Annotated in this window: 12 protein-coding genes; all 12 read right to left on the bottom strand. The window is 39.3% G+C overall.

Annotation, left to right across the window (positions count from 1 at the left end; translation table 11 throughout):
• Positions 1-272 precede the first annotated feature (272 nt).
• The 12 genes from BMX11_RS16630 to BMX11_RS16580 all read right to left on the bottom strand — a co-directional run bounded on the left by BMX11_RS16630 (position 273) and on the right by BMX11_RS16580 (position 13,981).
• Positions 273-1,322: an alpha/beta fold hydrolase gene (locus tag BMX11_RS16630; RefSeq protein WP_090886301.1), complete on the bottom strand. Its 1,050-nt coding sequence runs from the start codon at positions 1,320-1,322 to the stop codon at positions 273-275.
• Between the two features lie 410 nt (positions 1,323-1,732).
• Positions 1,733-1,897, bottom strand: coding sequence for a hypothetical protein (locus BMX11_RS24355; protein ID WP_175474596.1), 165 nt, complete (start codon positions 1,895-1,897; stop codon positions 1,733-1,735).
• 202 nt (positions 1,898-2,099) lie between these two features.
• A complete protein-coding gene (locus BMX11_RS16625) occupies positions 2,100-3,077 on the bottom strand; it encodes a YihY/virulence factor BrkB family protein (protein ID WP_175474595.1) in 978 nt (325 codons plus the stop codon).
• Positions 3,078-3,272: 195 nt separating this feature from the next.
• Positions 3,273-3,590: a hypothetical protein gene (locus BMX11_RS16620; RefSeq protein ID WP_090886297.1), complete on the bottom strand. Its 318-nt coding sequence runs from the start codon at positions 3,588-3,590 to the stop codon at positions 3,273-3,275.
• A complete protein-coding gene (locus BMX11_RS24745) occupies positions 3,580-3,711 on the bottom strand; it encodes a hypothetical protein (protein ID WP_262502422.1) in 132 nt (43 codons plus the stop codon). The genes BMX11_RS16620 and BMX11_RS24745 overlap by 11 nt, the downstream gene beginning before the upstream one ends.
• A 659-nt stretch (positions 3,712-4,370) precedes the next feature.
• Positions 4,371-5,615 carry a hypothetical protein gene (locus tag BMX11_RS16615; protein WP_090886295.1) on the bottom strand — a complete coding sequence of 415 codons (1,245 nt, stop codon included), beginning with the start codon at positions 5,613-5,615 and terminating at the stop codon, positions 4,371-4,373.
• 150 nt (positions 5,616-5,765) lie between these two features.
• Positions 5,766-6,239, bottom strand: a complete 474-nt coding sequence (locus tag BMX11_RS16610) for a DUF4625 domain-containing protein (RefSeq protein WP_090886293.1) — start codon at positions 6,237-6,239, stop codon at positions 5,766-5,768.
• A gap of 22 nt (positions 6,240-6,261) precedes the next feature.
• Positions 6,262-7,107: a DUF4625 domain-containing protein gene (locus BMX11_RS16605; protein ID WP_090886289.1), complete on the bottom strand. Its 846-nt coding sequence runs from the start codon at positions 7,105-7,107 to the stop codon at positions 6,262-6,264.
• Between the two features lie 28 nt (positions 7,108-7,135).
• The gene (locus BMX11_RS16600) at positions 7,136-9,535 is read right to left on the bottom strand and encodes a TonB-dependent receptor (protein WP_090886287.1); all 2,400 of its coding nucleotides are present in this window, start codon (positions 9,533-9,535) and stop codon (positions 7,136-7,138) included.
• Between the two features lie 966 nt (positions 9,536-10,501).
• Positions 10,502-10,804, bottom strand: coding sequence for a GNAT family N-acetyltransferase (locus BMX11_RS16590; protein ID WP_090886283.1), 303 nt, complete (start codon positions 10,802-10,804; stop codon positions 10,502-10,504).
• Between the two features lie 83 nt (positions 10,805-10,887).
• Entirely contained in the window at positions 10,888-12,537 is a 1,650-nt protein-coding gene (locus BMX11_RS16585) for a Na+/H+ antiporter (protein WP_090886281.1), read from the bottom strand.
• 580 nt (positions 12,538-13,117) lie between these two features.
• Positions 13,118-13,981 carry a DUF4397 domain-containing protein gene (locus BMX11_RS16580; RefSeq protein ID WP_090886279.1) on the bottom strand — a complete coding sequence of 288 codons (864 nt, stop codon included), beginning with the start codon at positions 13,979-13,981 and terminating at the stop codon, positions 13,118-13,120.
• Positions 13,982-14,015: the final 34 nt, after the last annotated feature.

Raw genomic sequence — 14,015 nt, 5'->3', positions numbered from 1 at the left:
CTGGTATGGTGCCTATTTGCCTCTCAAGTCTCAAATCTCACTTCTCAAGCCTTTGCTAGATATGAGATGTGAGACGCTAGATATGAGATTACTGGTATGGTGGGTATTTGCCTCTCAAGTCTCAAATCTCATATCTCATATCTCACTTCTCAAGCCTTTGCTAGATATGAGATATGAGACGCTAGATATGAGATTACTGGTATGGTGCATATTTGCCTCTCAAGTCTCAAATCTCATATCTCATATCTCAAATCTCAAATCTCAAATCTCCATTACATTTCACTAACTGCAATAATTGCGTCTGCAAAAGCTTTAGGTGCTTCCTGTGGCAAATTATGCCCTATCCCACCAGAGATGGTTTGATGTTTATACTTCCCAGTAAATTTGGCTGCATAATTTGCGGGGTCAGGGTGTGGCGCTCCGTTGGCATCACCCTCCATGGTGATGGTTGGTATACTGATTACCGGACCTTTGGCTAATTTTTCCTCCAAAACATCAAATTTACGTTCACCATCAGCTAAACCAAGCCTCCAACGATAATTATTAATTACAATGGCTACATGATCTGGATTATTCAATGAAGCTGCTGAACGCTCAAATTCGGCATCATCAAATTGCCATTGTGGCGAAGCTGTTTGCCAAATCAGCTTTGCAAAATCATATCGATTGGCTTCATATCCTTTTTCTCCCCGCTCTGTTGCGAAATAGAATTGATACCACCAGCTTAACTCGGCCTTTGGAGGTAGTGGTGCCGCATTTCCCCTCTGACTGCCAATTAGGTATCCACTTACAGAAACTAATGCTTCGCAGCGTTCAGGCCACAATGCAGCCATGATATTAGCCGTTCTGGCTCCCCAATCGAAGCCTCCAATGATGGCTTTATCGATTTTCAATGCATCCATCAAATCGATGATATCTACCGCTATAGCGGATTGTTGCCCATTACGAGGCGTATCGGCTGAGAGAAAGCGAGTAGAACCGTGTCCACGTAAATGAGGAACAATTACTCTAAACCCTTTTGCGGCTAACAATGTGGCCGCCTCAGTGAAACTATGAATATCATACGGCCACCCATGAATTAAGATGACTACCCGCCCTTTCGCCGGACCAACTTCTGCATAACCAACATCTAACACTCCAGCCTTAACCTGTTTGATCTGTTCAAAAGAATTTCCCACTAACCTCGTCTTGTTTTTCGCAGGAATTACCTCTTTTAGCGCTTCTGCTTTTAACAAGCTAACTCCACCTAATTCTGCTGCAGCAAAAGTAATTGCGGCCATACTTAAAAAGCGACGGCGACCTAAGTTTGTATTATTTTTCATGTTGTTTTTGTTAAGTATTTAAAATGGTTGATTGTATGCTGGACGTTTCAGTGCCTTTAACAATTCAAAACTAGCTTCTCAAAGTGCTTGAAAAAATCATTGTTTAGCTGAAATGGACATACTTGGAGGTGAACTAGACATCAGTATGCCCGAAAGGGCTAAACTGAAATGAATTAACATCGGGCGTAATGAAATATATCATCAAAATTTGATGTCCAATTGGTAAAAATAAATATGGAAATGGAATGATGGAAAATGGAATGATGGAAAATGGACAGGCGCAATCCCAACCACCAAGGCGCTTAGGCACCGAGATATATCATCAAGAAATTGGTTTCTTTGTTCCTTCGTGGTAAAACAAATATGGGATATCCTTAGGTATCTGACCTGGCTAAAAACCTGTTACCTACCTAACCACTCCTTCTTACATCTTTACGTTTAGCAGAAAACTCCATGAGCATTCCACAACTTTGAGGATCACGTTCAAAACGGGCAGTTGAAATAGACAGAAAAGATGATAACGCAATAAAGCTGGTAATGATTTTTCTTTTTAGAGCAATGATGAAAGTTTTCATAAGTATTTTTTTAATGATTAGACTAGAATTGGCCTAATAATTAAAGTTAATCCCAACAAAAGCCAGAATCAATTAACGATCATCTCTAATGGACAAATTCCAGCTTGAACTAGACATTAAAAAACGCAGGTGCATGGGCAGGCCATGCTTAGATCTTTCGCATTAACTTACTAGTTTTTCAACAGCGTGCTCCAATAAAAAGTTAGCTTTTCTCTTTTACCACAGTTTTAGTCGATCCATCATTTGTATTATCTTGTATAGAATTATTTCCTGTCTCCACTTCGATTTCTCTGGTGGTTACCGCATAATGTGCAGGTTTAATTTCAGATCCGTAAGCTACTGCATAAGCTTTTGTAAACTCTGCTCCGAAATAGAGTATAATAGAGGAATAATAAGTCCATAATAGCAAAATTACCAAAGAGCCGGCGGCCCCATAAGTACTGCCTACATCGCTTTGTCCAATGTAAATAGAGATGCCGAATTTACCGAGCATAAATAATACAGCCGTAACTATAGCTCCCAAGGCCACATCACGCCATTTGATTTCGGCATCTGGCAATACCTTAAAAATGACACCAAAAATTAATGAAATTACACCTAATGTCACTATCTGATTGAGGATATAGAAAACAATCACGGAAATATCTTGATACCGTGCCTGTAAACGGCTGCTAAAACCATCCAAAACAGTAGTTACAGCTAAAGAAACCAAAAGAATAAACCCTAAACTGATAATGACAGAAAAAGATAAAAATCTGTTCTGAAGCATCTTTAACCAACCTCTTTTGGGTTTTGCTTTAAGCCCCCATATACTATTGATTGAATCCTGAATATCTGAAAAAACGGAAGTTGCACCTACCAGTAACGTAACAATACCAATAATAAAAGCTACAGTCCCCTTTTTTCCAATAGCCGCTTTTTCCACAATATTCTGAAGCTGTAAAGCAGTTTCCTTTCCCATGAAACCGGCCAATTGTTTGTAAATTTCGCCTTGCGCTGCTTCCTGACCTAAAAAAATACCACAAAGAGAAATGATTACCACTAATAATGGTGCCATGGAGAATACAGTATAATAGGCTAGTGATCCACTAAGCTTAGTCACCTTATGATCTGAGAATCCTGTAACTGAATTTTTGAGTACCTTCCAGATACCTTTGAATGTCGGTCTTTCTTTCTTCATCTTTATACGGGGCTAATGAGCTAATCTAACAATGTGTTATTTACCTAACTACTGTTTCAGATGAATTGTTTTAAGTACGCATAGCGTAAGCAATCGGATTTTCTTTAAAAAAATTTAGATAAATTGTGGAGACAACGCTTGAGCTAGCCACTAAAAAGGCCGTAGTGAGACACTACAGCCAGATGAGTTTATCTATTATTTTTGCCGTTCGTTACAATAAGCAATCAAATAAGTAGAATCTTTGGGCGACTTTTTACCCTTTTGTTTTTGTATTAAGCGATCAGCCTCTTCTTCCAATTTTGGACTAATCAACTTTAAAAAAGGTAAAATATCATCAGGTGCTATTTTGGTATCCAAAATTGGATAGAATCTTTTTTCTAAATCACTTTTTCCATTAAGTCCTGTGAGTTCTAAGATCCATTTATCTTTTTCCGAAAAACCATATTCATACCTGATATTATTCAGTTCATACAAGAAAGCCTTTGCTTGCATGCCAACGCTATCACTTGCCATTTTTAACCTTTCTATTTAACATTACAGGTTCGTCTTTCAGAACAGTTTTACCTTTTCCCGATTGGTAATCAGAGGGAGTCTTGGTTTTAACACTCGTCTCTTTTTTCTTTTCTCTACTCATAACAAAGTTATTAAACACGTAAAAGACCAAACCATTATTGCATAAACAATTCAATGGTTGGAATTAATGATATAAAACGGTATTTCGGATTATATTTAAGATACCAGCAAGAAGGTAATTTAAAATTAGTGGAATTTTGATCGCTGGTTTTAGTAAATATACATTAAATATTTGGTAATGAATACATAAGTAGTTTAAAACCGGAAGATACCGGTACAGTAAATCAGAGTGACGGCTGTTTCGCTTAACCGCAGAGGGTACAAAGTTTTCGCAAAGCAAGCAAAGCATAACAAAACAGAAAAGGAAATTTACTAAAGGCACGAGAAGCTGCCCAGATTGAAATTTATTTTAAGCACAAGCGTGACGCTACACTAGAAGAAAAAATCATTCCGGTTGGTAGGGATACCAACCGGAAGATTAAAATATTTAAGTCGTAGAGAGAGGCTACCAATGCTATTAACTTAAGGAGAAAACTAAAATGGATTGTCAATCCTGAGCCTGTCGAAGGGTAATCCATTTTAGTTTTCTCCTTATTCAGAAGGTCTTCGACTACTTGTCCCGATTTCACATTGCGAAGCTCGGACTGACAGCATTTAGCTTAAGTTAACTGCATTGGAGGCGCTAAGACCAGATAATCTAGATAGAGACAAACTATTTACTTAATCATTATGTCCTGCACTACTTTCAAATCCAAACAAAGTCAATCTTACTGGTCTTGAAGAAACCTTGTGCTTAACTACCTTACCGAAATCCGTTAAATCGATTTGAGCCACCTCTCCTGTTGACGGCAAAGCGATATAAGCAAACTTAGAACTGGCTTCTAAAACTGGCTTATACGTATCCGTTGCACTAACTGCTGATATTACACTTCCTTCTTTAATGAGCTGAGAGGTACTGAGGTCGTAAACCCTTAACTTCCCATCTAGTGTTAATACCAGTAATTTCTTGCCCGCATAATCCACCTTGCATTGAAAAGCATCTGCTCCCGCATAAATTGGTGTAATTTTATCAGTCTTAATGTCGACCAAATAAGCCCCTTTGGTGGCTACGAAACCAATAAATTTATCAGCCGCATCAGCGTAATAAATTGTAGCTAATCTAAAGGCCCCAAATCCTGCCGGATTTGGAATTAATCGTTGCTCCCCTGTCGATTTTACCACTAAAACCCCTCCTGCGGTAGCTGCAGAACTTGCAAAAGCACCGAATACAGCATTTCCACCATCCGTTGCATTGCCATGAATGGCACCTACCTCTAAATTAGATTCGTGGATATGCTTTCCATTTTTATCAATAATGAGTACCCTGGTTGGTGAAGTGCCAGCAGTTGATGTAGCAGTAACGGCAATATTTCCGCTATCAAAGTTCGCCATGGCACCATGGTGAGGCAACAAACCAGCATTGATGGTTTTAAACTTCGCGCCAGCAGTATTAAAGTCAGTTTCTACACCTAAACTCAATGTTCCTTCCGCATCGTTAAAAATAAGCGATTCCTTGCCGGCAGTTTTGAAATGTGTAGGCTTTGCACCTGTGGCTGTTATGGCAGTCCATTTCGGTTGGTTTTCCACATCGATATGATCCACATGAGTAGAAAGGCCACTATCAAAAACTTCAACCAGATTTTGGCTTGGGTAAAGCACTGCAGCATATCGCCCACTGGCTGTTCCATACAAATTTGCCAAAGGATACTTAGCATCATAACTGGTTACTGAAGCACTGAAGGGATCAATCTGGCTGAGTTTATTGCTCAGCTCATCGGCAACCAGCACGCGAAGGAATTTAAATTCTTTAGCTGTATTTTGGGGCGTTTCGGGCTCAGTTACATCGTTGTCTTTCTTACACGCCGTAAAGGATGCAGCTATTAAAGCAAACAGGGCAATTTTCTTAAAGTGTTTTTTGTTTAACATAATGGGTAATTTTGATTATGGGTTTATTTAATTAATTATTTAAGGAGTTTTTTAAGGAGAAGGCAAATCAATACCAGCACTCCGGCAACAACAATTGGCCATATGAAAAGACCAAGAATTGGGTGAATGATACCGGATAAGCACATATGACTATTGAACCTTGATGCTGATTCCTCTAATGGTTTGCCAACCCGCTTTATCCGTTAATCGGATCATAAAATGATAGTCTCCCGGATCGGCATCTGCCGGAACAACTAGTTCTTCATTTATGGTATAAGTTTTTTGACCAGCAGCAATGGGAAATGCTTTGATCAGTAAAAAAGGATTAACAGGTTTTTTCACCGCTTCCATGCTACAATCGTTCACTTCTGTACTGTGCGTATGGTGATCGAAGTTGTGGTGAATATCTATACTTGCAGAACCGAGCTCCACATTATCACTAAAACTGGCCCGGAAACTAAACTTTTCGCCACGTTTAACTATACCACATTGCTTGGGAAAAGCATTAACGGCAGAGAGGTCAATCTCAGGATAAGTGGTATCGATTTCTTCGGTCTCCTTCTGACACGCGGCTAAAAAGCCTAAACTTAAGAGCAAGCCAAACATTAAAGTTCTTGTATTCATATATGCTGTATTTGGGATTGTTTTATTGATAGTTGATGGTAATTGGAATACTTTTGTGGATACTGATGTTGTGCACTTTATTTTCATAAATCAGCAGCAGATTGTATCTCCCCGATTCCCAGGCTTTTGCAGCACTGATAGGGAGTGGTGCAGGAACGGCATAGTCAACCTCTGCGCCTACCACAAGCGTATTGAACATACCCCATGATGGTGTGGTGCTATCTGTGTAATTTCCAAGGGTAATGGCCTTGCTAAAATCAATTTTACTTACCGTTTCCGGGTAATGCTTTGCACTTTCCTTGATGAGCACAGCACATAAGGTACCTTCATCTCTTACGTTATTCACACTAAAGCGGGCAATAATGCTTTCTCCTTTTTTGTAAACCTGATTGTCTGTAGGCACATTCCGAAAAGTAAAAGTGGGATTAAATGGTAGGTCGGCTGCTGCCAGGATCGTAAAGTCTTCCCTAATTTCAAGCTTCGTTCCGTTCTGGTCAGTTACAATCAGAAAGAAATCATACTTGCCTTTTGGAGCATCAGCAGGAATATCAAAGTGCTTATGGATATTGGTGTTCTTTGCACCTTTATAGGTTTCCCAGGAAACTTCAAACTTCCAGGCTGCCGTATAAGTTTCAGTAGTTTTTTGTGCAATGCGTACCGTTACGTTGTCAATTTTATCGCCGGCAACGATATCGGCGTTAAGGTGAAAATCTGCGCCTATAATGCCACGCTTGTTATTATTCGTTCCAATTTCGAGGTTTTGAGCAGTAGGCTTGGCGAGTTCAGGTACCGCAGCATCATCTTTTTTACAAGAACTCCAGGTAGCGGCCGTAATCAGCAGTGCCAGGATCATTTTTTTTGTTTTCATTACGATTTTTTTATTGGTGGATGGATGTTTATTTCTTGGTAATGGGAATATTTACCGATAGAATGAGATTGCGCCCTGCCTCGGGTAGTTCAATCAAACGGTAAAAACTGGTATGATTCAGGTATTTGGTATTCAGGAGGTTTTGCGCCTGTACATTTATCGATATCCACCTCTCCCCAGCCTGTATTTTTGTTCCCGCCTGCAGGTTAAAGATGGAATACCCGGCGGTCTTCTTCTCCGGTGGAACAATATTATCCTGCCTTGCGGTAGCCCGATAATCAATGGATAAATAAGCCTCCTTCAGTTTTGGGCTGAGATCAGTTTCATAGCTTAAATTAAAAAGTACTGAGGCAGGTGGCGAGAAAGGTAATACGTAACCTTTTTTATCTCCGGAAAGCTGTTTTGAATAAAGATATTCGCCCAAAACTTCGGCAGTAAGCCCTTTAAAAACATTTACTTTCGCCTGCAATTCTGCACCATACCGCATTACCCTACTTTGGGCATATTCAAATACCTGGTTACCTGCACCATAAAAATAATCGTGCGTCGCCGTCGGATTTAAGTAGATATAATTCGGGAAATAATTATAAAAAGGACTAAAATTTACAGACCAACGTTCAGCCTTCCAACCTAAACCTAAATCAAACTGATAAGAAACTTCGGGAGATAGATTAGCGTTGCCTTTTTCATAACTGAAATAATGATAATTGACTCCATTAGCCCCAAGCTCCTTGGCAATAGGCATTCTGAAACTTTTGCCGGCATTCCATTTCAGGCTAAATGCTCCACTATTAAAATTCATCCCCAGGGCATACACCAAACTGTTAAAGTTTCTGGTCAAATCGGAAGAACGTGTGAGATAAGCAGAGCCCTGTGCCGCACCTGTACCCAGCTGGGAAGGGAACCAATCATCATACCGATCCATATCAATGCGACCAAAATCATAACGGATGGCTCCATGAAGCCAGATCTGATCATTCAGTTTAAACTTGTCGTAAACAAATGTACCCTGGCTAATCTGCCTGAAGGCAGGCACCAAAAAGCTCCAACCACTAATTTTATTGTTTTGAAATTCTGTATTGAGCCCAAAGCTCAATTCATGATTACCTAAAGCAATTTGGTCTTTAAAATTTGCCGAGTAAACCTGCTTATTAAATTCCCGCTCCAAATCGGATGGCTCTTGCCGATAATCGGGATAAATGGCAGGCATATAGCCATGGTTTACATAAGCACTAAATTCCTGCCTAAAATTATGCTGGTAGCCTAAATCAACCTTAAACCGGTGCCTTCCCCATTTAAAATCTGTCCTGTTGATTACCTTAAAATGATTCACTTCCTGTTGGGGCATTAAGATATCTCGGGCAGAAGCATCATGAAGCGTCGCATCCACCCTACGCGGTTCGAGTCCGTGGGCATTAGCAAAAAAGCCACTTTTATTATAAATATTACTGAAGTAAAAAATAGAACGGATGCCTTCATTTACATAACCCGTTGTAAAGTGCAAATTGGTTTCACGCCCGGCGGTATTGCGCAAATAACCATTCTTCAGGGCTACAGCATAATCGTATACATGTACCGAATCGGCAGGCACCTGGTAATCGCCATAGTTTTGGTACGTAATTCTCGAATCGAAGAACCATTTATTGCTTCTTCCATCCAAATTAACAGATGTTCCATAAAATCCATTGTTAGACTTGCCTGTCAAATCAACTGCACCCGATATCGTATTTGCTAGCGGAATAAGCGGTGGTTTAAGTTCAATCACACCAGCAATGGCATCAGAACCATAAACAAAAGATGCCGCTCCTTTCAATATTTCTACTTCTCTGGTCGCAAACTGATCAATTTCCAGTCCGTGGTCAGCTCCCCACTGCTGCCCCTCATGTTTCATTCCTTTATCCACCACAACCACGCGGTTAAACCCTAATCCACGAATCAAGGGTTTAGATTGACCACTCCCAATTCCTATGGTTTTAATTCCAGGCAGTCGTTCCAACGATTTCATCAAGCTTCCACCCAAATTTTTAATCAGGAAATCTCTTTTTACTGTTTCTACATTCATCGACTCTTCTTTGCTTCTAATCTCCATCAGGTTATCTTTCACAAAAACCTCATCAAGCTGATGAACAAGTGGATCTAAAACAAAAACCAAAGATTTGGTGGTCGTAATAAGCTGAATATCTCGTGTTAACTGTTTATAACCAGCTAAAGTGATTTGAATACGATACCAACCGGGAGACGATAAGCCGAAATTAAAGAGACCTTCAGAATTGGTTTTGGAGACCTGTTTGAGTCCTTCAATGCGAACCTCTGCTCCAGTTAGCGGATGGCCATTATGGCTTATTGTTTTTCCCGTTAAATGATACTCTTGTGCAAAAAGCATAGCACAATACAACATGCCGGTAAACAGCAAGAAGATTTTCTTCATGGTAAATGGAAGGCATGCCAAACATACCCAGGCATCGGAAAACCCAAGTTAATCCGATCAGTAAATGATTAATAAAATGGAAAGTTGGGGCACATTACAGCCCAGAAGGAAGAATCAGGAAAAACTGGGAGGGCCTTTATTACTGAAACTTTGAACAATACAGCTGTAATCTCCAAGAAAATGTACTCCACCCTTTACAATCGGAGGTGCAGTTATACTCCAATCGAGCACAGTAAAATCTGGCTTAATGGCAGTACTTTGATGATGAAAAAAGTGATCGCAAATTTTGCAGTGTTCTGATTTCTTGATCACTGTTTTGGTAACGCACTCGTCATGATGAGCAGAACTGCAATGGTGATGATATTGAAACACGGCAATAGAGCATAGCGTCACCACTAAAGAAAGCGAAACTAAGCTTCTCCAAATTGTTGCGATATATTTACCCTTGCCTTTCAAATTGCAACAAAATTGCATTTAAAAAACCTGTTTTGCAAATGAATTTTCAAATATAAAGGTATAGACTTATTATCAACAACTTAGAATATTACAGTTAGATGCAAACTTGTACTTTATTCGAACCAGATAAGCCTTGTAAGGAAAATATAAGTAGGGTTAAAAGTGATGGCTTAGGGCGCAAGAATGGACTTAGCGAGACCTGAAGAGTAGATCAGGTTAACCGCAAAGCAAAGTAATAGACGCTATAACTAGAAGATAAGAAAACTATTCCGGTCGGTAGGGATACCAACCGGTAGATTAAGGAGAAAACTAAAATGGATTGTCATCCTGAGCCTGTCGAAGGGTAATCCATTTTAGTTTTCGACTTATTAAGAAAGTCTACGACTAATTATCACAATATCACATCGGGAAGCTCAGACTTGTGACAGCATTTAGCTTAAGTTAACAGCATTGGCTGGGATACCAACCTGTAGATTAAAGTATTAGAGTTATTATTTCACTAAAGCCGAATTAAGCTTCTCTAACCTTATTCCAAATATCATGGTAAAGCTCCTCGTGCCTTTTAAATTGTAAATGCACATACGGACAAACTGGAATAACCTTAAGATGATGCTCACGCACATACCCCACCATGGCATCAAGCAATAACTTAGCATAGCTCTTTCCCTCTTTTGATGGGTCAACTTCGGTATGATAGACGGTTAAATCGGTTGAATTGATATCAAAAACCATTTCACCAACCTTGCCATCTTCATCGTATAAATCGAATGAGCTTGGCCCTTTCTCCTGAATATTGATTTTAACTTCTGCCATAAGGATTATTTTTTTGAATGAGCAATTTAACAACTTCTGTCCTAACAAATGCCAACGAGGCTAAAAATGTAAACCTGAACTTATTATTGATTTATTTTCAAATTTTTAACTTTAACTGGTATGATCCTTTTACCGGTAGGAATTTTTGTGTCTGATAAATCAATCTGCATCTCCTGTTTCCGAATCACCTCATCGCTAAAGACTTTTTCCTTCCTTATTTTATGAAGTTCCTGACGTTGTAACTTATAAATATCCTTAAGTATATCGTTATATGCTTCCATTTCTGCATTTTCAATTTCCTGGCACTCCATAGATTCCAGTCTTCTTGATGCATTTGAAAGGCTATTTTCCAATTCCTCCTTCAGCCCACTAATTAATCCAACTCCTTGTATTTCATTCGAATATTTTTCTTCTAATGCCATTAAAGAAATTTTCAAAAGTCTAAGTTTAATGGTCGATTCTTGCTGTTCTTCAGGCACAATCGGGTCAATTTCATCCACTTTGATGGCTTTAATAATATAGGGTAAGGTAAGTCCCTGAAAAACCAGTGTTACCAAAATCACCACAAAAGTGATGAAGATAATGAGGTTTCTATGTGGAAAATTGATATTTGCAGCCGTGGTTATAGGTAGTGAAAGTGCCGCAGCTAAAGAAACCACACCTCTCATTCCTGCCCAACCAATTACAAAAGGAATTTTCCACCCCGGATGAGCCTCCCTTTCCCTTACTTTTTTAGATAACCAACGAGGGATAAACGTTACCGGATAGATCCAGGCAATTCGCAAAACAATTACAACAGCACTAATGATCAAACCGTAACTAATAGCTTCCCATAAAGAATAACCTTCCAGGCCTGCCATTACAATGGGTAATTCTAAACCGATTAAAATAAATACGAATGCATTGAGAATAATAGTCAGGGTAGACCAAACATTTATGGCCTGTAACCTGCTTTGTCCATCCGTAAAAATTTCATGTGACCGGTACGATAAAAATAGTCCACCACTTACCACAGCCATAACCCCCGAATAATGAAACTGCTCTGCTGCCAGGTACATAAAGTATGGGGAAATGAGAGTTAAAGCAGAATCAATACTTGCCGTAGTAGGTAAAAATCTGTGGATGAGATAAAGCACATGTGCCACAGCTAAACCAATTACGATCCCCATTATGGTGCTTAAGAAAAAATCTGTTGTCGCTTGAGATAATGAAAATTGCCCTGTAATTACTGCTGCTAAAGCAAAGCGAAGTACAATTAAACTGGATGCATCATTTACCAAACTCTCGCCCTCTAATATTGTGGTAATCCGTTTGGGTACTGTTATATTTTTGAGTACGGATGTTGCCGCAATCGCATCTGGCGGAGAAACAATCCCTCCCACTAAAAAGCCCATGGCCAGTGTAAAACCCGGGATCATTGAAGAAGTTATAAAAGCTACGGCTAGAGAGGTGATAATAACCAATCCAAAAGCCAAGAGACTAATTGGCCTGCGCCATTTCCAGAAATCATTCCAGGAGGTATACCATGCTGCTTCATAGAGTAATGGGGGCAAGAAAATTAAAAATATTACTTCGGGATCAATAGACATTTCTGGAATTCCCGGAATGTAGCTAATGCCCAATCCTGCAAGCACTAAAAATATAGGATAAGAGATTTTAACCTTCTGAGCCAGCAAAATGAGCATAAAGGCAACAAAAAGTAAAATAAGAAACTGAAGTAAAGTATAGTGCATAGTCTTTTAGGATGGAAATAAATGCAAATATAAGGAAGAAAGGGGAAAGAGTTGAAGGAGTGAAAAGTTAAAAGTGGAAAGTTGAAAGTGAAAAGTAGAAAGTATAAAGTACTACCGCCTTAACTTACCTCAACTTCTTTATGTTTAGCGGAAATAGTTAAAAGTTGAAAGTGGAAAGTGCTACCGCCTTAACTTACCTTAACTTCTTAATGTTTAGCGGAAATAGTTAAAAGTTGAAAGTGAAAAGTAAAAAGTAGAAAGTATAAAGTATAAAGTATAAAGTGCTTCCGCCTTAACTTACCTTAACTTCTTAATGTTTAGCGGAAAGTGGGAAGTTGAAAGTGCAAAGTATAAAGTGGAAAGTGCTACTGCCTTAACTTACCTTAACTTCTTAATGTTTAGCGGAAATAGTTAAAAGTTGAAAGTGGAAAGTGCTACCGCCTTAACTTACCTTAACCTCTTAATGTTTAGCTGAAATCGGAAAGACCAAAGCGATATACCAGCAAGACGAGATCCCGAAGAAGTTTCTTCTAATCTCGTCTAAAAGGGAATCTACTGGTTCAACAGTAACCGCTCCATTCTAATTATGCGATATAATTGTAGCGGTCAGGGCTGGTGTTCCTGCTAATGTTCCGTTGAGATAAATGGTATAAATCTTTCCGTTTTCAAATACAGCTCCGGTTAATGCGGTATTGCTAAGCGGAATAGTTGTTTGATTGGTATTATCTTTAATCAATAGGTTAATGCCAGAACCTGCATCCACTTCCTTAAAAGGACCTAGTGTTTTCCAGCTTAGTCCTTCAATCACCGCTGGTGCCTTTCCTGCCGTGTAGGGAATTACGGTTTGACCACCAAAAGTACCATATCCCACAGCGCTGAATAGTACCGATCCGCTGGCATAACTAAGATCTACCTTAGGTGCATCGGGAGAAAAGTTAGCAAATCTAATCTTGGCTTTGCCCGATGCGGGTAAGCTTAAATCATCGTAAACCAATATTAAACTATCTATATTGTTTGGATTTACAGTGCTGGTAAGTTTTTTCTTTACGGTGAATAAACTATGTGCAAAATCTGCTATCGGACCATTTGGGCCTGCAAAAGATGCAGAATTGGTTTCTTGAACAAAGTTAGCACTCCCTCCAAAAATATACGATGCCTTGTAAGATGGATCAGTTCCTTCGGTGAGGTTAAATTGTACCTTACCATATTGCGTTTCCAAATAGGGAGAAGCAGTATTTCGCTGAAGTACTGTACCGGTTACCTTTCGGGTAAAATCCCAAAAATTAACGGCAACGGTCGATTGTCGGGCATTAATAAACTTCACCTTAGCACTTAATGGTATCCTGTCTCCGGCATCTATATCGAGGTAATCGGCCTTGTTGCAGGAAGTAAGTACTGTAGCCGTTAGTGTTAAAATGAGAAGAGCTTGCTTAAGTATTTTCATATCTCTCTGGTTGTAAAGCAATCGTTAAAGGTTA

This window comes from Pedobacter rhizosphaerae, from assembly GCF_900111155.1.
GTDB classification, from domain to species: Bacteria; Bacteroidota; Bacteroidia; order Sphingobacteriales; family Sphingobacteriaceae; genus Pedobacter; species Pedobacter rhizosphaerae.
Note: the sequence above shows the minus strand (reverse complement) of the source record. Positions and strands in the feature narration are given on the sequence as shown.

Coding starts and splice junctions, on each gene's coding strand:
- BMX11_RS16630 (WP_090886301.1), bottom strand. CDS start 1,322: ATGAAAAATAATACAAACTTAGGTCGCCGTCGCTTTTTAAGTATGGCC.
- BMX11_RS24355 (WP_175474596.1), bottom strand. CDS start 1,897: ATGAAAACTTTCATCATTGCTCTAAAAAGAAAAATCATTACCAGCTTT.
- BMX11_RS16625 (WP_175474595.1), bottom strand. CDS start 3,077: ATGAAGAAAGAAAGACCGACATTCAAAGGTATCTGGAAGGTACTCAAA.
- BMX11_RS16620 (WP_090886297.1), bottom strand. CDS start 3,590: ATGGCAAGTGATAGCGTTGGCATGCAAGCAAAGGCTTTCTTGTATGAA.
- BMX11_RS24745 (WP_262502422.1), bottom strand. CDS start 3,711: ATGAGTAGAGAAAAGAAAAAAGAGACGAGTGTTAAAACCAAGACTCCC.
- BMX11_RS16615 (WP_090886295.1), bottom strand. CDS start 5,615: ATGTTAAACAAAAAACACTTTAAGAAAATTGCCCTGTTTGCTTTAATA.
- BMX11_RS16610 (WP_090886293.1), bottom strand. CDS start 6,239: ATGAATACAAGAACTTTAATGTTTGGCTTGCTCTTAAGTTTAGGCTTT.
- BMX11_RS16605 (WP_090886289.1), bottom strand. CDS start 7,107: ATGAAAACAAAAAAAATGATCCTGGCACTGCTGATTACGGCCGCTACC.
- BMX11_RS16600 (WP_090886287.1), bottom strand. CDS start 9,535: ATGAAGAAAATCTTCTTGCTGTTTACCGGCATGTTGTATTGTGCTATG.
- BMX11_RS16590 (WP_090886283.1), bottom strand. CDS start 10,804: ATGGCAGAAGTTAAAATCAATATTCAGGAGAAAGGGCCAAGCTCATTC.
- BMX11_RS16585 (WP_090886281.1), bottom strand. CDS start 12,537: ATGCACTATACTTTACTTCAGTTTCTTATTTTACTTTTTGTTGCCTTT.
- BMX11_RS16580 (WP_090886279.1), bottom strand. CDS start 13,981: ATGAAAATACTTAAGCAAGCTCTTCTCATTTTAACACTAACGGCTACA.